Source organism: Streptomyces auratus (genome assembly GCF_050433025.1).
GTDB lineage: Bacteria > Actinomycetota > Actinomycetes > Streptomycetales > Streptomycetaceae > Streptomyces > Streptomyces sioyaensis.
On sequence record NZ_JBNGCB010000003.1, the window covers coordinates 2,269,343 to 2,291,098 of the forward strand.

General features: G+C 71.6%; 16 protein-coding genes and 1 riboswitch. Of the genes, 7 read left to right on the forward strand and 9 right to left on the reverse strand.

Annotation, left to right across the window (positions count from 1 at the left end; genetic code table 11):
- The first annotated feature begins 133 nt into the window (after positions 1-133).
- Positions 134-676 carry an ATP-binding protein gene (locus tag BKA18_RS29660; protein ID WP_211823529.1) on the forward strand — a complete coding sequence of 181 codons (543 nt, stop codon included), beginning with the start codon at positions 134-136 and terminating at the stop codon, positions 674-676.
- 198 nt (positions 677-874) lie between these two features.
- Here the strand turns inward: BKA18_RS29660 and BKA18_RS29665 are convergent, their stop codons facing one another.
- Complete coding sequence (locus BKA18_RS29665) at positions 875-1,765, reverse strand: class I SAM-dependent methyltransferase (RefSeq protein WP_366045810.1); 891 nt, start codon at positions 1,763-1,765, stop codon at positions 875-877.
- A gap of 229 nt (positions 1,766-1,994) precedes the next feature.
- Between BKA18_RS29665 and BKA18_RS29670 the strand changes: the two genes are divergently transcribed.
- Positions 1,995-4,052, forward strand: a complete 2,058-nt coding sequence (locus BKA18_RS29670) for a phosphocholine-specific phospholipase C (RefSeq protein ID WP_366045811.1) — start codon at positions 1,995-1,997, stop codon at positions 4,050-4,052.
- 87 nt (positions 4,053-4,139) lie between these two features.
- Here BKA18_RS29670 and BKA18_RS29675 read toward each other — a convergent pair whose 3' ends face one another.
- Together BKA18_RS29675 and metE are read right to left on the reverse strand one after the other, a co-directional pair.
- Complete coding sequence (locus BKA18_RS29675) at positions 4,140-4,658, reverse strand: RICIN domain-containing protein (RefSeq protein ID WP_366045812.1); 519 nt, start codon at positions 4,656-4,658, stop codon at positions 4,140-4,142.
- 451 nt (positions 4,659-5,109) lie between these two features.
- Complete coding sequence (gene metE, locus BKA18_RS29680) at positions 5,110-7,434, reverse strand: 5-methyltetrahydropteroyltriglutamate--homocysteine S-methyltransferase (protein ID WP_366045813.1); 2,325 nt, start codon at positions 7,432-7,434, stop codon at positions 5,110-5,112.
- 159 nt (positions 7,435-7,593) lie between these two features.
- Positions 7,594-7,810: riboswitch (cobalamin riboswitch) on the reverse strand.
- 149 nt (positions 7,811-7,959) lie between these two features.
- Here metE and BKA18_RS29685 point away from each other — a divergent pair.
- The 3 genes from BKA18_RS29685 (at position 7,960) to BKA18_RS29695 (ending at position 10,231) form a co-directional block, all read left to right on the forward strand.
- Positions 7,960-9,018 carry an aldo/keto reductase gene (locus BKA18_RS29685; RefSeq protein ID WP_366045814.1) on the forward strand — a complete coding sequence of 353 codons (1,059 nt, stop codon included), beginning with the start codon at positions 7,960-7,962 and terminating at the stop codon, positions 9,016-9,018.
- A gap of 287 nt (positions 9,019-9,305) precedes the next feature.
- Positions 9,306-9,719, forward strand: a complete 414-nt coding sequence (locus BKA18_RS29690) for a cupredoxin domain-containing protein (protein ID WP_006602310.1) — start codon at positions 9,306-9,308, stop codon at positions 9,717-9,719.
- A 62-nt stretch (positions 9,720-9,781) separates the two neighbouring features.
- On the forward strand, positions 9,782-10,231 hold the full coding sequence (locus tag BKA18_RS29695; RefSeq protein ID WP_366045815.1) for a hypothetical protein: 450 nt from the start codon (positions 9,782-9,784) through the stop codon (positions 10,229-10,231).
- A 45-nt stretch (positions 10,232-10,276) separates the two neighbouring features.
- Here BKA18_RS29695 and BKA18_RS29700 read toward each other — a convergent pair whose 3' ends face one another.
- Both BKA18_RS29700 and BKA18_RS29705 read right to left on the reverse strand, forming a co-directional pair.
- Positions 10,277-11,458 carry a L,D-transpeptidase gene (locus tag BKA18_RS29700; RefSeq protein ID WP_366045816.1) on the reverse strand — a complete coding sequence of 394 codons (1,182 nt, stop codon included), beginning with the start codon at positions 11,456-11,458 and terminating at the stop codon, positions 10,277-10,279.
- 321 nt (positions 11,459-11,779) lie between these two features.
- Positions 11,780-12,760, reverse strand: a complete 981-nt coding sequence (locus BKA18_RS29705) for a DUF6777 domain-containing protein (RefSeq protein ID WP_366045817.1) — start codon at positions 12,758-12,760, stop codon at positions 11,780-11,782.
- A 556-nt stretch (positions 12,761-13,316) separates the two neighbouring features.
- Between BKA18_RS29705 and BKA18_RS29710 the strand changes: the two genes are divergently transcribed.
- Positions 13,317-14,639 carry a streptophobe family protein gene (locus tag BKA18_RS29710; RefSeq protein WP_366045818.1) on the forward strand — a complete coding sequence of 441 codons (1,323 nt, stop codon included), beginning with the start codon at positions 13,317-13,319 and terminating at the stop codon, positions 14,637-14,639.
- A 2-nt stretch (positions 14,640-14,641) separates the two neighbouring features.
- Here the strand turns inward: BKA18_RS29710 and BKA18_RS29715 are convergent, their stop codons facing one another.
- The 3 genes from BKA18_RS29715 to BKA18_RS29725 are packed head-to-tail and all read right to left on the reverse strand — an operon-like array spanning position 14,642 to position 18,857.
- Positions 14,642-15,703, reverse strand: coding sequence for a serine/threonine-protein kinase (locus tag BKA18_RS29715; RefSeq protein ID WP_366045819.1), 1,062 nt, complete (start codon positions 15,701-15,703; stop codon positions 14,642-14,644).
- Between the two features lie 6 nt (positions 15,704-15,709).
- Positions 15,710-16,495 carry a hypothetical protein gene (locus tag BKA18_RS29720; protein ID WP_366045820.1) on the reverse strand — a complete coding sequence of 262 codons (786 nt, stop codon included), beginning with the start codon at positions 16,493-16,495 and terminating at the stop codon, positions 15,710-15,712.
- A gap of 16 nt (positions 16,496-16,511) precedes the next feature.
- Positions 16,512-18,857 (reverse strand): ABC transporter ATP-binding protein/permease, encoded by a 2,346-nt coding sequence (locus BKA18_RS29725; RefSeq protein WP_366045821.1) that lies wholly within the window; start codon positions 18,855-18,857, stop codon positions 16,512-16,514.
- 385 nt (positions 18,858-19,242) lie between these two features.
- On the opposite strand from BKA18_RS29725, the gene BKA18_RS29730 reads away from it, so the two are divergent.
- Complete coding sequence (locus BKA18_RS29730) at positions 19,243-20,799, forward strand: nucleobase:cation symporter-2 family protein (protein ID WP_366045822.1); 1,557 nt, start codon at positions 19,243-19,245, stop codon at positions 20,797-20,799.
- Positions 20,800-20,895: 96 nt separating this feature from the next.
- Here BKA18_RS29730 and BKA18_RS29735 read toward each other — a convergent pair whose 3' ends face one another.
- A complete protein-coding gene (locus BKA18_RS29735; protein ID WP_040899813.1) occupies positions 20,896-21,537 on the reverse strand; it encodes a hypothetical protein in 642 nt (213 codons plus the stop codon).
- Positions 21,538-21,756: the final 219 nt, after the last annotated feature.

Sequence of the window (21,756 nt, forward strand, 5' to 3'; positions counted from 1 at the left end):
TCTGTTGCGGAACCCGCCCAGTCGGGTCACCATGACAAATGACCCATACGTGATAAATGCTCACTCTTCGTGTTTCGGGGTTCGTTGGTCCAACGAGGTGAAGGGCGTGAGCCTCGCGGTGAGGAGCCACGACATGACACTTCCCGGCGACCGGCACTACACGGTCGAACTGCATGCTTCGGCGGAGCGTGTGCCGCAGATCCGGCGGATTCTCGCCGCGCATCTGCGCTACTGGGATCTTGAGCTGCATATCCCGCCCGTGTGCCGGGGAGTGGCGGAACTCCTGACCAACGTCCATCGCCATATCGGGCCGGACGCCCGGTGCGTCGTCGAACTCCGCTGGACCGGCCGCCACCTCACGGCCTCCGTCGCCGACGAGGGACCCCGGCTGCCCAAGCTGCGCAGCGCCGCCGGCGGCGGGCTCTCCACGGTGGCCGCGCTGAGCGACAGTTGGGGCACCTGCGGCACCCCGGAGGGCAAGGTCATCTGGTTCACCCGCCGGGTCGAGTCGGCCCGCAAGTCCCGGCTGACGGCCCGCACCCCGCTGCGCAGCGTGCCCGACACGAAGGGCCAGCCCGTGGTGCCGCCGCCGGTCCCCGCCGAGCCGCTCGTCGAGCCGGTGCCCGAGGCGGCCGCCGGCGCCGCCCCGGAGGCGGCGGCGGTGTCGGTCGCCTGACCAGCCATCAATTCGCCGTACGGCGAGAGCCGCCGTATGGCGAGAGCCGCCGTATGGCGAGAGCCGCCGTACGGCGAGCAGCCCAGGAAAACCGGTGGCCCGCCCCGTTCCCGTCAGTGCGTACGGGACGGGGCGGGCCGCTCCCTTCCGCCGCGGGCCGCCGGTTCCACCGGTGCCGGACCGCCGGCGGAGCGCAGCTCACCCCCGCCGCGCCGTCACCAACCATGCCGCGCAGCCGAGGGTGACCCCGTCCGGGCCCTGGTGCGCGGCCAGCGCGTCCCGGAGTGCGGCACGTGCCCGGGCCCCGGTCTCCTCGCCCAGCTCGGACAGCATCTCCTGCGCCATCGGCATGGCGGTCAGCGCGGCCACCGCATCGTCCGCGTCGGTGCCCACCCACATCGGCTCGTCGAGCGCGGTGAGTGAGACCTCCTCGAATCCGGCGCCGCCCAGCAGTGCGGTGATCCGGTCGGCGGCGTCGAGGGAGAACGGCCCGGGGGCGCCCGGTGCCCCGAGGTCGGGCAGCTGCACATACGGGGCGAGGGCGGCGAACGGCACGGTCAGATAGGCGTTCTCGCGCAGCTCCCGCCAGCACAGGAAGGCCAGCCGGCCGCCCGGGCGCAGGGCGCGGGCGAGGTTGTGGAAGGCCGCCCGCGGATCGGCGAAGAACATCACGCCGAAGCGGCTGAGCACGACATCGAAGGCGCCGTCGGCGAAGCGGTGGATCTGGGCGTCGCCCTCCGCGAAGGTGACCTGTGACAGCCCGGCCGCCGCGGCCTGCTGCCGGGCCTCGGCCAGCAGCGGCCGCGACAGGTCGACCCCGAGCACCGACCCCTCGGCGGCGGCCCGCCCCGCCGCCAGGCTCGTGCCGCCGCTGCCGCATCCGACGTCCAGCACCCGGCTGTCCGGCCGGATCCCGGCCGCCGCCATCAGCTGGGGGGTGAGCCGGCGGTAGCGTGCCTCCAGGTTCTCCCGCTGCCGGACCCAGTACTGTCCGTCCGCGCCGTTCCACGCCTGTGCCTGCGCGGTGTTGCCCGCCGCCACTTCGTCGGGCGGGAGCGGCCCGTCGGCTCCCGTGGCTCCCTGGCTCATCGCGTGCTCCTCGTCCGTCGTGGCCCGCTCTCGCTGCCTTCTCCTGCCCGACCAGGGTGTTCGCCGTGCGTACCGCGATATGTCACACCCGTGTCACACCCCCTTCCCCGATGCTCGTTCCTCTTGGAACACTCTGCTGACGCTGTACTTCCCACTGTTCTCTCCATCACCGCACAGCATCACCCCCACCATCGCGAATTCCCGCACACACCACGAGGTTCCCCATCTCATGCCTGAACTGAATCGGCGGCGTTTCCTCCAGATCGCCGGCGCGACCGCGGGTGTCTCGGCCCTGTCGAGCAGCATCGCCCGTGCCGCGGCCATCCCCGCAGCGCGACGCTCCGGCTCCCTGCGCGACGTCGAGCACGTCGTCGTCCTGATGCAGGAGAACCGTTCCTTCGACCACTACTTCGGCTCGCTCAAGGGCGTACGCGGCTTCGGTGACCCCCGGCCGCTCCTCCTTGAGAACGGCAAGTCCGTCTGGCACCAGTCCGACGGCTCCAAGGACGTCCTGCCCTACCACCCGGACGCCGAGAACCTCGGCATGCAGTTCATCGCGGGCCTGGACCACGACTGGGCCGGCGGCCACAAGGCCTGGAACAACGGCAAGTACGACAGCTGGATCCCGGCCAAGGGCGCCGGCACGATGGCGTACCTGACCCGCAAGGACATCCCGTTCCACTACGCGCTCGCGGACGCCTTCACCATCTGCGACTCGTACCACTGCTCGTTCATGGGCGCCACCGACCCCAACCGCTACTACATGTTCTCCGGCCACGTCGGCAACGACGGCTCGGGCGGCGGCCCGGTCCTGGGCAACGAGGAGGCGGGGTACAGCTGGACCACGTACCCGGAGCGGCTGGAGAAGGCCGGGATCTCCTGGAAGGTCTACCAGGACATCGGTGACGGCCTGGACGCCGACGGCAAGTGGGGCTGGATCGAGGACGCCTACCGTGGCACCTACGGCGACAACTCCCTGCTCTTCTTCAACCAGTACCGCGACGCCAAGCCCGGCGACCCGCTCTACGACAAGGCCCGCACCGGCACCAACGCCAAGCAGGGCGACGGCTTCTTCGACCAGCTCAAGGCCGATGTGAAGGCCGGCAAGCTGCCCCAGGTCTCCTATATCGCCGCCCCCGAGGCCTTCTCCGAGCACCCCAACTGGCCCGCGAACTACGGCGCCTGGTACGTCTCCCAGGTGCTGGACGCGCTCACCTCCAACCCCGAGGTGTGGAGCAAGACCGCCCTGTTCATCACCTACGACGAGAACGACGGCTACTTCGACCACGTCCTGCCGCCGTTCCCGCCGGCCTCCGCCGACCAGGGTCTGTCGACCGTGGACACCAAGCTCGACTCCTTCGGCGGCAACGCGTCCTACTCCGCCGGGCCCTACGGCTACGGCCAGCGCGTCCCGATGCTCGTCGTCTCGCCCTGGAGCACCGGCGGCTACGTCTGCTCCGAGGTCTTCGACCACACCTCCATCATCCGGTTCATGGAGCGCCGCTTCGGGGTGCACGAGCCGAACATCTCGCCCTGGCGGCGCGCCATCAGCGGCGATCTGACCTCCGCCTTCGACTTCGGCCTGGAGAACACCAAGCCGGCCGCGCTGCCGGCCACCGACGGCTACCAGCCGCCGGACAAGAACCGGCACGACAGCTACGTGCCGAAGCCGCCCGCCAACTCCGTCCTGCCCAAGCAGGAGCCGGGCTCCCGGCCGTCCCGCCCGCTGCCGTACGCGCCGCTCGTCGACGGGTCCGGCACGCCCTCCACGGGGCGCTACACCCTCACGTTCAAGAGCGGCGACAAGGCCGGTGCCTGCTTCACCGTCACCGCGGGCAACCGCACCGACGGCCCCTGGACGTACACCACGGAGGCCGGCAAGAAGATCTCCGACACCTGGAACACCGCCTACTCCAAGGGCGGCTACGACCTGTCGGTCCACGGCCCGAACGGCTTCCTGCGCACCTTCAAGGGCGACGGCAAGAAGGCCGGCCCCGAGGTGACCGCCCGCCACGACGCGACCGCCGGCCGCCTCGTCCTCACCCTGACCAACCACGGCAGCACCGACTGCCACCTCACCGTCACCAACGCCTACGGCGGGGCGAGCGAGACCTACCCCGTCCGCGCGGGGGCCACCGTCACGAAGCCGCTCGACCTGCGCGCCAGCAAGCGCTGGTACGACCTGTCGGTCACCTCCGACTCGGACAAGACCTTCCTGCGCCGGTTCGCCGGCCACGTCGAGAACGGTGAGCCGGGCGTCAGCGACCCGGCGATCATCACCGGCTGAACGGGCGGCGCGGGCACGTCCCGCCGCCATGGCAACGGGGCACCCGCCGCATATGGCGGGTGCCCCGTTCTCCGTTGTCGGTGGCCGTCAGACCGGGGTGATGGACCACCAGTTCTTGGCGATGTTGCTGTCGGGTTCGAGGACGACGACCTCGCCGACCGTGTTGCCGTAGTACGGCGTCATCACCTGGTGCGAGGAGCGCGAGATGATCTTGTACTGGCCGTCCGAGTCCCGCAGCTGCAGCGACCACTGGAACTCGTAGCCGGTGTTGCACGCACCCTGGGTCACATACGTCTTGCCGTACCACGGCCCGCCCGGCTTCAGGCACTTGCCGGTCTTGGTGTTCCGGATGAGGTAGGTCCCGCCGACGTCCTCGAACGTCCACTCGTCGCCGCCGTACGTGAGGGCGGGGTTCCAGGCGTACACGACGATGCCGTCGGACGAGTCGCTGCCGTAGCCGTGGGGCAGCAGGCTGCCGCCGGTCGCGTTGTTGAGGATGCGGTAGGGGACGCTGTCGGCGGCGGTGGCGGTGGCGGCGGTCAACCCGCCGAGCAGGCCGGCCAGCAGGCCGAGGACCAGGAGAAACCGGTTGAGGGCGCGTGGCATGACAGGCCTCTTTCCCGTGCTTCGTGAGGTGCTGTGGAACGGGTGCGCCGCACCGGGCGGGGAGGGATGCGGCGCAAGGAGAACGTAACGAACACCTCACCTGTCAGCGGTGTTTCGCACGGGTTTTCATGCGATCAGGCGTCTTGTGCCTCTTTAAACTCTCTGCGGCGGGAGGTGCGGGGCACAACGGCGTACGGGTGGAGCGGGAACGCTGGTGTTCGGGCGTGCCGGGGCGGCGGGGGCGGGCCCGTGCGATGCGGCGTGGACCGGTGGCCGGTGGCCGGGAGCGACCGGGGATCCGGCCCAAGTTGGCCGAATCCCCGGTGCCGTCCGCGCAGCCGTACGCCGTACCGCCGTCGCCACGGGTCAGGTGCCGGTGGCGGGCCGGGGAGCGGTGGCGGTCCCGCCGGGAGGCGCGGCGGTCACCGGCACCGCTCCCGGCCCGGTCGGCTCAGGAGGCCGCGTCGGGCAGTTCGCCGCGGATCCCGCGGGCCGCCGCGACCAGGTTCTCCAGGGCGGTGCGTACCTCGGGCCAGCCGCGGGTCTTCAGGCCGCAGTCCGGGTTGACCCACAGCCGCTCGGCCGGAATGGCCTCAAGTCCCTTGCGCAGAAGGGCTGTTGTCTCGTGCGTGCCGGGCACGCGCGGGGAGTGGATGTCGTAGACGCCCGGCCCCACCTCGCGCGGATAGCCGGCCGTGGCGAGCTCCCCGGCGACCTGCATATGGGAGCGGGCCGCCTCCAGGCTGATGACGTCCGCGTCGAGGTCGTCGATGGCCCGGAGGATGTCGCCGAACTCCGCATAGCACATATGGGTGTGGATCTGGGTGTCCGGACGGACCCCGCCGGTGGTGAGGCGGAACGCCTCGGTGGCCCAGGCCAGATATTCCGCATGGCCGGCACGGCGCAGCGGCAGCGTCTCCCGCAGCGCCGGCTCGTCGACCTGGATCACCGAACTCCCGCCCGCCTCCAGGTCGTTGACCTCATCGCGCAGGGCGAGCGCCACCTGGCGGGCGGTGTCCGCGAGCGGCTGGTCGTCCCGGACGAAGGACCAGGCGAGCATGGTGACCGGTCCGGTGAGCATGCCCTTGACCGGGCGGTCGGTGAGCGACTGGGCGTACTGCGTCCAGCGCACCGTCATCGGCTCGGGGCGGGAGATGTCACCGGCCAGGATCGGCGGGCGGACACAGCGGGTGCCGTAGGACTGCACCCAGCCGTGCTGGGTGGCGAGATAGCCGGTCAGCTGCTCGGCGAAGTACTGGACCATGTCATTGCGCTCGGGCTCCCCGTGCACCAGGACATCGAGACCGGCCTTCTCCTGGAAGGCGAGGACCTCGCGGATCTCGGCCGCGATGCGCTCGTCGTAGGCGGCGGCGTCGATGCGCCCGGCCCGCAGCGCGGCACGGGCGGCGCGCAACTGGTCGGTCTGCGGGAACGAGCCGATGGTCGTGGTCGGCAGCAGCGGCAGCCCGAGGTGGGCTCGCTGGGCGGCGGCCCGCTCGGCGTACGGCGCCGAGCGGCGGCCGTCGGCCCCGGTGACGGCCGCGGCCCGGGCCCGTACCGCCGGGTCATGGGTGAGCTGCGAACCGGAGCGGGACGCCAGGTCCGCCCGGTTGGCGGCGAGTTCGGCGGCGATCGCGCCGGTGCCCCGGCTCAGACCCCGCGCCAGCGTCACGACCTCGGCGGTCTTCTGTCGCGCGAAGGCCAGCCAGCGGGCGATCTGCGGGTCGATCTCCCGCTCCATACCGACGTCCAGCGGAACGTGCAGCAGCGAGCAGGACGACGACACATCGACCCGCTCGGCCAGACCGAGCAGCGTCCCCAGGGTGGCCAGCGACTGCTCGAAGTCGTTGAGCCACACATTGCGGCCGTCGACGACCCCGGCGACCAGCCGCTTGCCGGGCAGTCCGCCGGCCGCCGCGAGATCGGCGAGGTTGGCGGCCGCGGCGCCGGTGAAGTCCAGCGCCAGGCCCTCGACGGGCGCCTTGGCCAGCACCGGCAGCGCCTCGCCCAGCCGGTCGAAGTACGAGGCGACCAGCAATTGCGGGCGGTCGGTGAGCGCACCGAGGCCGCGGTAGGCGCGGGCCGCGGCGTCGAGTTCGGCGGGGGAGCGGTCCTGCACCAGGGCCGGTTCGTCCAGCTGCACCCAGCGGGCGCCGGCCGCCCGCAGGTCGGCGAGCACCTCGGCGTAGACGGGCAGCAGCCGGTCCAGCAGCGTCAGCGGGTCGAAGCCGGCCGCGACACCGGGCGCGGGCTTGGCCAGCAGAAGGTAGCTGACCGGACCGAGCAGCACCGGGCGGGCGGTGAGGCCGAGCGCGAGCGCCTCCCGCAGTTCGGTCACCTGCTTGCCGGAGTCCGCGGCGAAGATCGTGTCCGGGCCCAACTCCGGGACCAGATAGTGGTAGTTGGTGTCGAACCACTTGGTCATCTCCAGCGGCGCCACGTCCTGGGTGCCGCGGGCCATCGCGAAGTAGCCGTCCAGCGGGTCGGCGGCCACCGCCGCGCGGTGCCGGGCCGGGATCGCCCCCACCATCACCGTGGTGTCCAGGACGTGGTCGTAGTACGAGAAGTCGCCGGTCGGCACCTCGTGGACACCGGCCTCGGCCAGCTGCTGCCAGGTGGCACGGCGCAGTGCGGCGGCGGTGCTTTCGAGGGCGTCGGCGCTGACGTGGCCCTTCCAGTAGCCTTCGACGGCCTTCTTCAGTTCGCGGTGCGGTCCCTGACGGGGGTAGCCGTGCACGGTGGCGCGGGCGGCCGCGGCGGCGGATGTGCTGGTCACGGAACTCTCCTTCGCGAGTATGACTCCATGGACCCCGGGACGGGTCGAGAGCGCGAAGGGACGGCGAACCGGGCGGGCAGCGGCGCCAACTGGCCGTCCGTGCCCGCCTGAGGTGTCCGCCGACCTGCCCTCGAGGTCACCGAGATCGCCCCGTGCACCGGTCGCACGGGGGCACTGGCAGGTCTTCGGACTCGTGGGCACATCCGCCTGGGCGGACATCTACTGGCCGTCGCTTCCCAGACCCGGCCGGGCCCAGTGCGTATGACGGCGGTCGTTCCCACTCACCGCTGCGGGGCAGTCCCGGAATTCCACCGGGTTCCCTCTTGCGACGCGTCTGCCTGGCGGGCAGGGCGAACCAGTTGCACCCGCCACCCTAGGCGCTGCCGCCCCGATCGGACACCGGCTCCCGGACTCCGGCGCGTGACATGGGCCACCGGCCCGCCGCTGTGCTTTGCCCTGGAGCGCACTCCAGCTCCTAGCGTGGGCGCAGGACCTGACCACCCGTCGCTGAACGAAGGGGACATCGTGCGCTACACACTGTTCGGCAGGACCGGCCTGCGGGTGAGCGAGCTGAGCCTGGGGACCATGACGATCGGCGGCGACCCGGGCTGGGGCACCGACAAGGACACCAGCAGCCGGATCCTGGACGCCTATGCGGACGCGGGCGGCAACTTCATCGACACCGCCAACAACTACACCGACGGCTCCTCGGAGCGGATCCTGGGGGAGCTGCTCGAAGGCCGCCGGGACAGCTTCGTGCTGGCCACCAAATACACCTGCGCGACCCGCCAGGGCGAGGTGAACGCCGCGGGCAACCACCGCAAGAACCTGGTCCGTTCGGTGGAGGCCAGTCTGGAGCGGCTGCGCACCGACCACGTCGATGTGTTGTGGGTGCACGCACGGGACCACTTCACGCCCGTGGAGGAGGTCATGCGGGCGCTCGACGACATGGTGCGGTCGGGCAAGGTGCTCCACGTCGGCGTCTCCGACTGGCCGGCCTGGGAGATCGCTCAGGCCAACACCCTCGCCGAGCTGCGCGGCTGGACCGCGTTCGCGGGCTCGCAGCTGCGCTACAACCTGCTGGAGCGGACGCCGGAGCGGGAACTGCTGCCGCAGGCCCGCGCCTTCGATCTGGCCGTGCTGGCCTGGGCACCGCTCGCGGCCGGCAGGCTCACCGGCAAGTACCGCCGCGGCGAGACCGGCCGGCTGGACGGCAACGCCGCCGACGACGCCCGAGACCACCAGGCGGAGGAGACCATCACCGCGGTGCTGGAGGTCGCCGAGCAGGGCGGCTGGAGCCCGGCGCAGGTGGCGCTGGCGTGGCTGCGCAGCCGGCCCGGCACCGTCATCCCGATCATCGGCGCCACCAAGGAGAGCCAGCTCCGCGACAATCTCGGCGCGGTCGAGGTCACGCTCGACGCCGATGCGCTGGCCCGGCTCGACCGGACCAGCGCGGTGTCCCTCGGCTTCCCGCACGACTTCCTGCGGGAGCCGCGGGTCGTCGAGAACGTCTACGGCGACCGCTGGGGCCGGATCGAGGACCGGCGGTCCACCTATCGTCGGACGATCGGCGGGATCGGGTGACGGGAGGCGGGACCCGCTGACCGACCGGCGGGATCGGGTGACGGGAGGCGGGACCTGCTGACCGACCGGCGGGTCCACTGACCGGCCGCCCGCCGCCGTCGATCCCCGCCCCCCCCGCCGCCGGCCCCCGGCGGGGGCGGCCGCCCCCCCCGCTCGCTCGCCCGGCAGATGCCCGATTACGCCGAACGCCGCCGCCCGGATGGCCGGGCGGCGGCGTCTGCTGTCTATTGAGTCAGGAGGTGGCCCGCCCGGGGCCGGAGCGGACGGACCGAGGAGAAGGACGCCCGATGAGGAGAACCGCCGGCCCGGCCGTCGCCGTGGCCACCGTCGCGCTGTGTGCCATGGGCCTCGGCGGCTGTACGAACACCGGCGAGGGCACCGCCCCGGCCCGGTCCCGCACCCCCACCGCGGCGACGGTGACCGCGGGGCCGACCAGCGCGGCCCCGGCCGCCGCCCGCCTGACCATCAAGGACTTCACCTTCAAGCCGGCCGCGCTGTCCGTACGGCCCGGCGGCACGGTCACCGTGGTCAACGAGGACTCCACCACCCACACCGTGACGGCCACCGGCCCCAAGGCCTTCGACACCGGCAGCATCGGGCCGGGCCGGACTGTCACCTTCAAGGCTCCGGGCAAGGCCGGCAGCTACCCCTTCATCTGCACGATCCACCCGTACATGAAGGGCGCGCTCACCGTCCGCTGACCGCCTGACCGCCTGACCGCCTGACCGCCTGACCGCCGCTCACCATGAGGCTGGGAGATGCCGTGGCACCAGACAGCTCCGTACCGGAGCGCGGGCGGGCCCGCCGGGTCCCCCGCGGCATCGCGCGGGTGCTCGCGGCGGCCGGGCTGGCCGTGGACGCCGCCGTCCATGCCCGGGTCGCCGCGCAGTACGACGCGGTCACCGCGACCATCGGCCAGGGCACGCTCTTCCGCGTCGAGGCCGTCCTCGCCGCAATCGCCGCCCTGCTGGTGCTGGTCTGGCGCCGTCCGGCGGCCGACATCTTCGCCTGGCTGGTCGCCACGGGCGGCCTCGCGCTGCTGCTCCTGTACACCTACGTGGACGTCGGCACACTGGGGCCGGTGCCGAACATGTACGAACGGGCCTGGACCGGCGACAAGAAGATCGCCGCCCTCGCCCAGGCCGTCGCCGTCCTGGCCACCGTCTTCCTGCTGTCCACCCGCGCCCGGCCGCCGGGCAGACACCGCAGATGAGCCTGCGCCGCCCGGGTCAGTGCCGAGTCGGGGCTGCCGCCCGGGTCAGTGCTTGAGCGCGCTGCGCTGCTGCCACTGCTGCCAGCTCTCCTGCCAGACCTCCAGGCCGTTGCCGACATCGGTCTTGTCGGTGTTGCTGGTGCCCTTCACCTCGACCGTGGAGCCGATCGGGAGGAAGTCGTAGGCCTTCTTGGCGTCCGAGGTGGTCATGCCGAAGCAGCCGTGGCTGTTGTTCTCCACGCCGATCGACTTGTTCCACGGGGCGGAGTGCAGGAACGTCCCGGACGCGGTGAGGTGGGTGACCCACTTGGAGTCCAGCATCCACTTGTCGCCGTACCCGATGGTGGCGGAGTCCATCGTCTCGGCCGCGTTCTTGCTGCGTACGGTGTGCACCCCGCCGCGGGTCGGGGCCTCCGGGGAGCCCGCGGAGCCGCGGATGGTGCCGACGTTCTTGCCGTTGTCGTACATCGTCATGGTGTGCGACGGGACATCGATGACGGCCTTGTGGTCGCTGCCGATGGTGAATCCGAAGTTGTAGTCCCGGGCGAACCAGCCGCCGTCCGTGCCGGAGTTGATCCCGGACAGCGCGCCCTTCACGGAGACCTTGGTGCCGGTCGGCCAGTAGTCCTTGGGGCGCCAGTCGATCCGGTCCTTGCCGGAGTAGTCCTTGACCCAGCCCCAGGCACCCTGGACCTTCGGCTGCGTGGAGACCGTCAGCGCCTTCTCGATCTCGGCGCGCCGGTCCTTGGCTATCGGGTGGTCGAACAGGATCGAGACCGGCATTCCGCTGCCCACGGTCTGGCCGCCGCCCGGGGTGTTGGTGAGCTTGTTGACCTTGTCGGCCTGCTGCGTGGTGAAGTCCGAGGTGCCGGAGGATTCCTTGCCCTTGGCCGACTTCGCCTTCGTGTGCACGGTGTAGGTGGTCTGCGGCGCGACCTTGCCGTCCGAGGTCCATGACGTGCCGTCACCGGCGAGCCGTCCGGCGACCTTGTCGCCCTTGTCGGTCTTGACCTCGACGGAGGTGAGCTTTCCGCCGTCGGCCCGCACGGATATCCGCGAGCCGAGCTTGGCCGACTTGGTTCCGGCGGCCGGGGTGACGGTCACCTTGGTCGCCGGCTCGTCCGCCTTCGACGCGTCCGTACCCGGCCCGCACGCGCTCAACAGTGCGGCCGCCGCGGTCAGGGCGGGTATCAACCGGGCAGAGTGGCGGCGTGATGCGGCGTGCACGGGGGTCCCTCCAAAGCAGAACAGCTGACAGTGGCGGAGCCCGGCCCTGAGGGGTCACGTTCAGGGCTGTCGATGCACCCGCCGCATATGCAGAGGGTGTGTCTGCCGAGATGGTTGCCTCGTGCACCGATTCATGAGGACACAGTTCGATATCGGGGCTGTTGGGTAGTCGGCGGTGGCCGGCCACGGACGGTGGCCGGCCTCGGTCGCATGGCGGCCGGCCATGGGCACATGGCTGCGCCCCTGTTGCCCGCGGCCCCGCCGCGGGCAACAGGGGCGGACAGGGGCAGCCGGTCGGGAAGCGTCAGCGGGCCGGAAGCGTCAGCTGGAGGGCGGTGTGCCGCCCCCGCCGCTGCCCGGTGTTCCCGTACCGCCGCCCTGCACCCCTTCGCTCGGCGTCCCCCCGCCGGTGGTCCCACCGCCCGGACCGGTCTCCCCTCCCGTCGACGAGGGCGTCCCGCCGGTGGTGTTGCTGCCTCCCGTGGTCCCCGGCGGCTGCCCGGTGGTCTCGCCGGTGCTCGTACCCGGGGAGCCGGTGGTCCCGGAGGACGTCTCGCCGGACGACGGGGATTCGTTCGGCGGCGGCTGGGAGGAGGAGGGTCCACTGGGGGTCTCGGACGGCGGGGAGGTCGGGCTGTCGGCGGTGCCGGTGGTTCCCTGGGGGCGCGTGAACCAGGTGCCCGTCTTCGGGTTGCGCAGCGTGAATTCCTTGATCTTGGACTTCGCGGGCTTGACGACGACCACGTTCGAGGACCGGTATCCGGGCCACTTCGTGCCGACCGTCTTCACGCTTCCCTGGAGGGCCTTCGGCTGCGTCAGCGGGTTGCCGCACTTGCAGCGCACCCGCGGCACGCCGTACGCGTCGACCATGACCGCGGTGCCGGCCTGCAGGACCGACTGGAATTCGGTGGTCCTGCCGTCCTTGTAGCCGTGGTTGGTGACCCGGGTGTCATAGGCCAGCTGTACGGGCGTCAGCGACCGCAGATAGCGCGGGACATCGCCCGGGGTGACGCCCACGACGCCGGCGAACGCCTGGTTCTTCGCGGGGGCGCCGGTGAGGTAGCTGATCTGCTTCTCGACGTCGCAGCTCGCGCTGTTCTCGGTCCCGCCGTAGAGGCCGGGGGTCGCGCCCGAGAATTCGCTGTTGGAGCCGCTGGACTGCTTGGGCGTGGCGGACGTGGTCGGGGTGGACTCGTTCGCCGACGACTCGGTGACCGGGTTCGGGCCGGTCGAGGCGGCCGGCTCGGCGAACACCTCGCTCGTGGTGCCGCTCGGCCGGGTGAGCACGATGGTGATGATCACGGCCGCGACCACGACCGCGGCGATGATCGCGACCCGCGGTGCGGACCGCCACCAGGGCCTGCCGCCCCCGGCTCCGCCGCCCCCGCCGCCTCCGCCCCCGCCGCGTCCGCCGGGGCCACCCGGGCCGCTGGGTCCGCCCGGGCGGGGGGCGGTTACCGGCGTGGTGGGCTCCTCCGGCCGCGCTCCTGGTTGCGGAGCCACCTGTGTGGGCTCGTGCGGGTGGCCGGAGAGCGGACCCGACGGCGGTCCTGTCGGGTGACTGTCCGGCGGCGGTGAAGAAGTCACGGGTGGCCCTTCCGACGCGTGTGGGCCATCCGGCTATGCGAATTTTGCCCGTGTTTGTCGATGTCAAGGCCATTGTGTGCCCGGGTTCGGTACGGTCCGCAAGCGGGGCGGTACACAGGGTGCTTACGGTGGTGGGGACAGCCGTCCATGCGGGCACGGCACCGCGCTGCGCGTCCCCCGGCGGAGCGCCATGGCCCCGTGCGCAGCAGCTTGCAGGCGGTCCATCAGGCGGATCGCCTGCAAGGGCGGTCCCGTACCGGCAGGAGAGAGCGTGAGCCAGCTGCGAGGCCCCACGTCGGCCGGTCCCCCCGGCCCGGTAGCCGTCCACGGCGCCCCGCCCGAGGTACGGGCCTGGGCACACGCGCTCGGGACGGCCGTGGCGGGCATCGTCACGATGATCGTGATCGCCACGCTCGGCCTGTGGGCGGCCGGCGCCGCGGACCTCCCCGGCGGGGCCTTCCCCTCGGTGGTCGCGGCCACCGTGGTGGTCGCCGCCGGCGGCTCGGTGGGCCTGTCCGGTGACGCCGGAGTGCTCGCCCAGGCCCACGCGAACCTCGACGCCGTACCGCTGTCGGTCACGCTCGCCGGTGCGCTGGTGACCGCCGCCGTCTTCCTGCTGCCGCTGCGCCACCGGGCGGTGGCCGGCACCGGGGAGCTGCTCGGCCGGATCGCCCGCACGGCGGTGTGCTGGCTGGTGCTTCTGCTGCTGCTCGCGCTCGCGTCCTCGCACGACTTCCGGATCACGGTGGGCAACGACCTCGCCGATCAGCTCGGCGCCGAGCTGGGCGCCACCCCCGTCATCGGTTTCCGCGCCGACGTGCCCGCGACGCTCGGTGTCGGGCTGCTCTGGGTGCTGGCGCTGCTCGTGCTGACCTTCCTCATCTCGCGCCGGGCCCCGCTCTCCCCCCGGCTGCTGCACTTCCAGGACTCCGTCCGGCCACCCGCCTTCGCGATGCTGCTGACCCTGCTCGCCTATGCCGCGATCGGGCTGGTCATCGGCATCGTCGAGCTCTTCGCCCGGGGGGATCCGGCACGGACCTTCGCCGTCATTTTTCTCGGGCTGCCCAACCTGGCCTGGATGGCGCTGGGTATCGGCACCGGCGGCGGCTGGGTGGGGCATGTCGACAAGGCGATCGGACTGCCCGTGCCGCCCGCCCTCGACCAGGTGCTGCGCACTCGCGGGCAGCGGACCCTGGACCTCCACTCGCTCTCCGCGTACGACGGCCGGGTCTGGCTACTGGTGGCGGTGGCGGCCGTGGTGCTGCTCGCGGCCGCCTTCTTCGCGGCGGTCCGCTCCCCGGCCCGGCGGCCGGCCTGGCGGCACGCCGTCGAGATGGCCGTGGCGCTGGCGCTCACCCTGTTCACCGTCGGACTGCTCACCCGGATCTCCGCCAGCTTCGGGCTCTCCCTGCTCGGCGTCGGCGACCTCGGGGGCGGCCTGGGCAACGCGGTCACCCTGGATCCGCAACTCCTGCGCCTGGTGGGGGTGGGCCTCCTATGGGGGCTGGTCACCGGCTTCCTCGGCAGCCTGCTGGCGCGGCGGGTACGGCATCCCGGCGAGGTACCGGCGCCGCAGCGCCCACGGGAGCCCTGACCTCACGCCGCCGGCGGCTGCCCCGCGCGGCCCGGGAAGACCGGGGTGGCCCAGCGCGGGGGCGGCGGGGGCGCCGCGCTGCGCCGGCCGCCCGGGTCCGCCTGGGCGTCCACCTGCGTCACGGGATGCGCGCGGGTGGCGCCCACCGCTGCCCCGGGATCCGCGGTCCGGCCGGCCGCGCGCAGCGCCGCCACGAACCCCCGGCAGGTCTCGTAGCGGTTCTCCGGCGCCTTGGCCAGGGCCTGGGCGAACACCGTGTCGACGGACTCCGGCAGATCCGGCCGCTGCCGGGTCAGGGCCGGCGCCGGATCGTACTGGTGCGCCCACAACAGCGCCATGTCGTCGTCGCGCCGGAACGGCGGTGCCCCGGTCAGCATTTCGAAGAGCACGCAGGCCAGGCTGTAGACATCGCAGCGGCCGTCCACCGGGCGGCCCGAGATCTGCTCCGGTGCCACGTAGTCCAGGGTGCCGACGAACTGGCCGACGCTGGTGAACCCGGTCAGCGACAGCGACTTCTTCGTCAGCCCGAAGTCGGTGAGGTAGGCGTGCTCGGGGCGGTCGCTGTCGGTGCCCTCGGCGATCAGGATGTTGCCCGGTTTGACGTCCCGGTGCACCAGATCGTGCGCATGGGCGGCGTCCAGTGCCGAGGCCACCTGGAGGGCGATCCGGCAGGCGGTCTCCAGGGGGAGCGGCCCGTCGCGGTCGAGCAGCGCCCGCAGATCCCGCCCCTGGACGTAGCGCATCGCGATGTAGAGCACGCCCTCGGTCTCCCCGGCCTCGAAGACCGGCACGATATGCGGGTGGTCGATCGCCGCGGCCACCCGCGACTCATGGGTGAAGCGCTGCCGGAAGGTGTCGTTCCGGGCGAGTTCGGGTGCCAGCACCTTGACCGCCACGGTGCGGCCGAGCCGCAGATCCTCCGCACGGTAGACCACGGCCATCCCGCCCCGGCCGATCTCGTCCTGGAGCACATACCCGGCCAGCTGCCGCCCGCGCAGCGTGGGGGCGTCCGAGGCCGTGGCACGCTCCTGGCCCCGGCCGGCGGCTTCCTGCTCGCCGTTCACCGGAGGTCACCCGCGTCCGGCGGCCGGCGGCGGACCGCCGGGGTCCATGGCCCGGGTCCGGTCGGGGTCCGGCGGGGGCGGTCCGTCCGGCGGCCCGGCAGGGCCGGGAGCCGGTTCGGGGGCGGCGGGCCCGGATACGGGGCCGGATGCCGGGCCGGCCGGCTCCTGCGCCGGATTCGCCGCGCCCTCCGGTACGTCGGCCCTGCCCTCCGGCCCGTCCGGTGCGTCAGCCGCGTCCCCCGGCCCGTCCGGCGCGTCCCGCCCCCCGGAGCCCGGCTCCGGCGGCCTCTGCCGCCCCGGCCGTGAGGAGGGCTTCGACCCCACGGCGTACGTCTGCAACGACACCCCGTCGCAGTAGCACCAGCGCTCGTGCCGGGCGTCGTACAGCCAGACCGCATCGCCGTCCACGACCACTCCCAGCCGGTTGCCCCGGGTGCGCCGGGTGAACGACTCGCCGTCCAGCTGCCCGGCGGCCAGCTCCTCCACCAGGTGCCGGTACCGGCTCAGTTCCTCCTCCACCGCGCCCAGCAACGGCCGGGGGTCCGCGGTCCGGGCGGCGGGCTGTGCGGCGGCCGGCGCTTCGCGCGGGACGGACAGCAGCAGCCGGCCGTCCACCCAGGCCGACCAGCCGTTGGAGCACAGCGCCAGCGCCCAGTCGCCCCGGCGGTCGATGACCTGGACCGGCAGCAGCGGATCGAGCGGCGAGGACGGGCGGGTGGTGTCCGGGGCCGCCCAGGTCGCCATCCCCTCCGGTGGGACGACATGGCTGGGAAGGAACTCGGGCGAGGTCATCGGCGGCTCCCGGGCGCTACTCACGCATGATCTCGGGCTCGTGCCGCCGCAGCAGCCTGAGCACCACGAAGCCGAGGATCAGCGAGAGCACGATCATCATGCCCATGTCCAGCAGCCAGATTCCCGCGGAGTGCTGGAACAGTGGGTCGGTGGTGCTTGCCTGTGGTACGAGATGGTGCAGATCGATGGTGCCCGCCATGGCGCCGAGCGCCCACCGGGACGGCACCAGCCACGACAGCTGCTCCAGCACCGGCACGCCGGTCAGCTTCAGCAGCGCACCGCAGAACACGACCTGGACGATCGCGAGGAGGACCAGCAGCGGCATGGTGACCTCCTCCTTCCGCACCAGCGCGGACACGAACAGGCCGAGCATCATGGCGGTGAAGGCCAACAGGGCCACCGCCAGGGTGATTTCGAGCAGTGGCGGCAGCAACACGCCCTTGCCGCCCGGTGCGCTCAGGTTGACGCCGAACAGCGCCACCAGGGTCAGCACCACGGCCTGCACGATCGTGATCGACCCCAGCACCAGCACCTTGGACATCAGATACGCCGAGCGGGACAGGCCGACGGCTCTCTCCCGCTGATAGATCGTCCGCTCCTTGACCAGTTCCCGTACCGCGTTGGCGGCGCCGGTCAGCACCGCTCCGACACACAGGATCAGCAGCGCGTTGATGGCGCCCGCGCCCTCGGCGAGCGAGGACCCGGCCAGGGCGTGCGCCATGGCCCCCATGATGAACGGCAGCGCCACCATGATGATCAGGAAGGTCCGGTCGGCGGTCAGTGCCGCCGCATAGCGCCGGACCAGTGTGTGCAGCTGCTTGCCCCAGCTCTGCGCCTTGGGCGCGGCCACCGGTCCCCGCGGCGCCTCCGGGGCGCGCGGCGGCTGGTGGGACTCCATCGCGATGTAGCGGCGGTGCTGCGGCGAGGCGCGGAACTCGCCCGACCAGTCACGGCCCTTGTCGTTCTCGAAGGCCTCGAACGCCTCCGGCCACTGCGTGTACCCGAAGTAGTGCAGTGCCTCCTGCGGCGGCCCGTAGTAGGCGATCGTGCCGCCCGGCGCCAGGATCAACAGCCGGTCGCAGACATCGAGGCTCAGCACGCTGTGGGTGACGACGATGACGGTACGGCCGTCGTCCGCGAGGCCGCGCAGCATATGCATGACGGAGCGGTCCATTCCGGGGTCGAGCCCGGAGGTCGGTTCGTCGAGGAAGAGCAGCGACGGCTTCGTCAGCAGTTCCAGCGCGACGCTCACCCGCTTGCGCTGGCCGCCCGAGAGGCTGTGGATCGGCTGCTTCACCCGCTGGTCGAGGCCCAGTTCATGGATCACCTCGTCGACCCGCGCCTGCCGCTCGGCCTTCGCGGTGTCCTCGGGGAAGCGCAGCTGCGCGGCGTAGCCGAGCGCCCGGCGCACGGTCAGCTGCAGATGCAGGATGTCGTCCTGCGGGACCAGTCCGATGCGCTGGCGCAGCTCGGCGTAGTCGCGGTAGAGGTCACGGCCGTCGTAGAGCACCGTGCCGTGGTCCGCGGGGTGCTGTCCGGTCAGCGCGTTGAGCAGCGTCGATTTGCCCGCGCCGCTCGGTCCGACCACGGCGAGCAGCGACTTCTCACCCACCGGGAACGAGACCTTGTCCAGCAGCGTCTTGCGGCCCTTGTCGACGCGTACGGCCAGGTCCTGCACGTCCAGTGACACCTCGCCGGTGTCGATGAACTCCTGGAGTTCATCGCCGACCAGGGAGAACGCAGAGTGCCCGATGCCGACGATGTCGCCGGGGATCATCGGCGCCCGGTCCACCGGCTGGCCGTTGAGGTAGGTGCCGTTGTGGCTGTCCAGGTCGACGATCTCGAAGCCGTCCGGGCCCGCGCGCAGCTCCGCGTGCCGGCGGGAGACCGTGAGGTCGTCGACGACCAGGTCGTTGTCGCTCGCGCGGCCGATCCGGGTGGTCCGGGCGGCCGGCAGCGGCCGCACCGCACTGGGGCGGCGGAAGGTGCTGGTGCCCGCGGGGTGGGAAACGGCGGAGGGCCGCTCGACCCGGGTCGGGCGGGGCGGCGCGGAGAGCACCGCGCACGGCCCGTCGGCGGGGTTGCCGAACCGGATCACACTGCCCGGCCCGACCCCGGACTCCTGCACCCGCCGCCCGTCGGCGTAGGTGCCGTTGGTGCTGCCCTCGTCCTCCACGGTCCAGTGCCCGGCCTTGGCCCGGAGCACCGCGTGATGCCAGGAGACCCGCGCGTCGCTCAGGACGACCTCGCTCGCGGGGTCCCGTCCGACGTGGTAGACGCGGCCGGGGTCCATCACCTGGGTGCCGCCGTCGGACTCGACGACGAGCTCCGGCGCGGTGGGCGAACCCTGCCACTCGGCCATACCAGAATTTTACGGCGGAGGGACCGCCTCCGCCTCTTCGCGCGGCAGCACCGCAGCCCACAAAAGCCCTGCCCAAAACGGCATTTCGCGACATGATCCCCCTTTATGCGAGCGCATACGACCGGTTACTCGCGAGAAAGGGCACAGGTCAACTAGGGTGAGCGATCCGATTGGCCTCACCTGCAAATTCCATGGAAATGCCGGAATTTGTTGCGCTGATCGAAGGAAGTCCTGCCGAACCAGGACGTTAAGTACAGCGCAGGGCTGCGTAGTGCCGGCAACACCGCAGAGCGTCGGCTTTGTAGGACCCAGCCGGCCCGTCCGTCCTGTGGTGCGGCGGGGCCGGTCCCTTCTTATTCACCTACCTCCTGAAGGCAAGGCAGAGATGGCACGAGTCTCCCGACACGACCCCGAGCAGTTCTCCCGCGACGGCACGCACCCGGTCGACGAGGTGCTCCCGGTCGGCAAGCTCACGCTCTACGGCTTCCAGCACGTCCTCGCCTTTTACGCGGGCGCGGTGATCGTCCCGATCATCCTCGGGAACGCCCTCGGCCTGTCCCACGAACAGCTGGTCTATCTGATCAATGCGGACCTGCTGACCTGCGGTATCGCCTCGATCATCCAGGCTCTGGGCATCTGGAAGATCGGCGCCAGGCTGCCGCTGGTCCAGGGCGTCACCTTCACCGCCGTCTCGCCGATGATCGCGATCGGCCTGGGGGCCGGCGGCGGCACCGCCGGCCTGCTCGTCGTCTACGGCGCGGTGATCACGGCAGGCATAGCGACCTTCCTCTTCGCCCCGTTCTTCAGCAAGCTGGTGAAGTACTTCCCGCCGGTCGTCATCGGCACCATCCTCACCATCATCGGCCTCACCCTGATCCCGCAGGGGCTGAAGGACGCGGCCGGCGGTGCGCAGCTGATCGGACACCCCGGATACGGCGATCTCAAGAACCTCGGATACGCGCTGGGCACCCTGCTGTTCATCCTGCTCGTGGTGCGCGTGGGGAAGCCGTATCTGAGCAGCCTCGCCGTATTGCTCGGCCTGGTCGCCGGCACGGCGGTCGCCTGGTTCCTCGGCGACGCGGATTTCGGTGCCGTGAAGGATTCCGCCTGGTTCGGTGTCAGCACGCCATTCCACTACGGAATGCCGAAGTTCGAGCTCTTCCCCATCATCGCCATGGTCGTCGTCATGCTGATCACCATGGTGGAGACCACCGGAGACGTCTACGCCATCGGCGAAATCACCCGTAAGCGGATCGACAACACCACCGTCGCCAATGCCCTGCGTGCGGACGGTCTCGCCACCGTTCTGGGCGGGGTGCTCAACTCCTTTCCGTACGTGGCATTTGCCGAAAACATCGGCCTGGTGCGGATGTCGAAGGTCATGAGCCGGTTCGTGGTGGTCGCGGCCGGCTGCTTCATGATCGTGATGGGGCTGCTGCCCAAGGCGGGCAGTGTGGTGGCCGCGATTCCGCACCCGGTGCTCGGCGGCGCCGCGATCGCGATGTTCGGCATGGTCGCCACGGTCGGTATCCAGATCCTGGGCAAGGTGGATCTGCGCGAGGAGCGCAATGCGCTGATCCTGGCGGTCAGCTTCGCCGCCTCGCTGCTGCCCACCGCGGTCGAGCCGTTCTTCCAGCGGATGCCGGAGGACGTCCGGGCGGTCCTCGACAGCGGCATCACCCTCGGCAGTCTGACCGCCGTGCTGCTGAACCTCTTCTTCAACGTCTTCACCCGCCGCCGGACGATGGAGATCGACTGGGACGAGATCGAGGCCGACGAACCGGCCGAAGCGCCCGGCCCCATGGACGCCCACGCGCCCGCGGACCCGTACGCGCCGGCCGACCCGTACGGTCCGCACGGAGCCCCGGCGCCGCACACCCCGCCAGGCCCGCAGTACCCGCCGCACCCGCAGGGCCCCCAGTGGGGCGCCTCCGGCCACTGAGTCCGCCGACGCCGCGGGCGGGCGGGGCGGGACTCGGTGACACGTCCCGCCCCGCCCGTTTCCGTCCGTCCGCGCCCGGTGCCCCGCGCCGTCCCGTCAGTGCGTGGCCACGGTGTTGAACGGCGGCGCCTCGCCCGCGTCCCCGATCAGCTCCCAGAAGTGGTCCACCAGCCGGCGCAGATACGCCGAGCGCTCGCCCGCGACCTCCTTGAGGCGGGCGTCGGCGCTCCGCGCCACCACATGCCCCATATAGCGCTCGGAGAACTCCGCGAACTCCGCATGCATCGTGCGCAGGGCGTCGCTCACCCGGCTCTTGTTCAGCGTGCTGATCGCGGCGACCGGCCCGACGTGCGACTTCCAGCGCCCGTCGATGGCCGCTCGCAGATGCCCCGCCAGCTCCTCGTCGTGCCCCATCACCGCGATCAGCTTGCGCAGCGACAGCCCGAGCGCGTCCACCAGCGCCTTGGTCTGCCGGTAGTCGCCCGTCCACTGCTGTGCCGCCTCGGCCGCCCGGTATCGGGCCGGGTCCATGCCGATCAGTTGCGACAGGCGCTCCACGCTCAGCTGGCGGGCCATCCGGTGTTCGGCCAGGGTCCGCGGTTCGACGCCCATCAGCACGGTCGGCGCGCACCACAGAACATCGGCCAGGGCGAACAGCTGCGGCTCGGTAGGGAGCTGGGCACCGTACTCCCAGGCCTCGACGAGCTCGGGACGGACCGGCGCTCCGCACGCCGTCATGGCCTGGGACACCTGAGCCGTGCTCAGGCCCACCCGGGCCCGCGCGGATCTGGCCTCTGCGGGAGAAAAGGGAGTGCTGTACACGTTCGGGACACCTCGCTGCACCCGGCGGACAAAGGGTGCTTGGGGGGACTGGAGATGGAGGAACATCCAGGAGCGGGCAGATTAACAGATGGTCCATACGTACGAATCTCCAGTTCGCCCTTCGGATTGAAGGCC

What these genes read in the sequence shown, in the direction of transcription:
- BKA18_RS29660 (WP_211823529.1), top strand. Translation starts at nt 134, where the DNA reads ATGACACTTCCCGGCGACCGGCACTACACGGTCGAACTGCATGCTTCG.
- BKA18_RS29665 (WP_366045810.1), bottom strand. Translation starts at nt 1,765, where the DNA reads ATGAGCCAGGGAGCCACGGGAGCCGACGGGCCGCTCCCGCCCGACGAA.
- BKA18_RS29670 (WP_366045811.1), top strand. Translation starts at nt 1,995, where the DNA reads ATGCCTGAACTGAATCGGCGGCGTTTCCTCCAGATCGCCGGCGCGACC.
- BKA18_RS29675 (WP_366045812.1), bottom strand. Translation starts at nt 4,658, where the DNA reads ATGCCACGCGCCCTCAACCGGTTTCTCCTGGTCCTCGGCCTGCTGGCC.
- BKA18_RS29690 (WP_006602310.1), top strand. Translation starts at nt 9,306, where the DNA reads ATGAGGAGAACCGCCGGCCCGGCCGTCGCCGTGGCCACCGTCGCGCTG.
- BKA18_RS29720 (WP_366045820.1), bottom strand. Translation starts at nt 16,495, where the DNA reads ATGACCTCGCCCGAGTTCCTTCCCAGCCATGTCGTCCCACCGGAGGGG.
- BKA18_RS29725 (WP_366045821.1), bottom strand. Translation starts at nt 18,857, where the DNA reads ATGGCCGAGTGGCAGGGTTCGCCCACCGCGCCGGAGCTCGTCGTCGAG.
- BKA18_RS29730 (WP_366045822.1), top strand. Translation starts at nt 19,243, where the DNA reads ATGGCACGAGTCTCCCGACACGACCCCGAGCAGTTCTCCCGCGACGGC.
- BKA18_RS29735 (WP_040899813.1), bottom strand. Translation starts at nt 21,537, where the DNA reads ATGACGGCGTGCGGAGCGCCGGTCCGTCCCGAGCTCGTCGAGGCCTGG.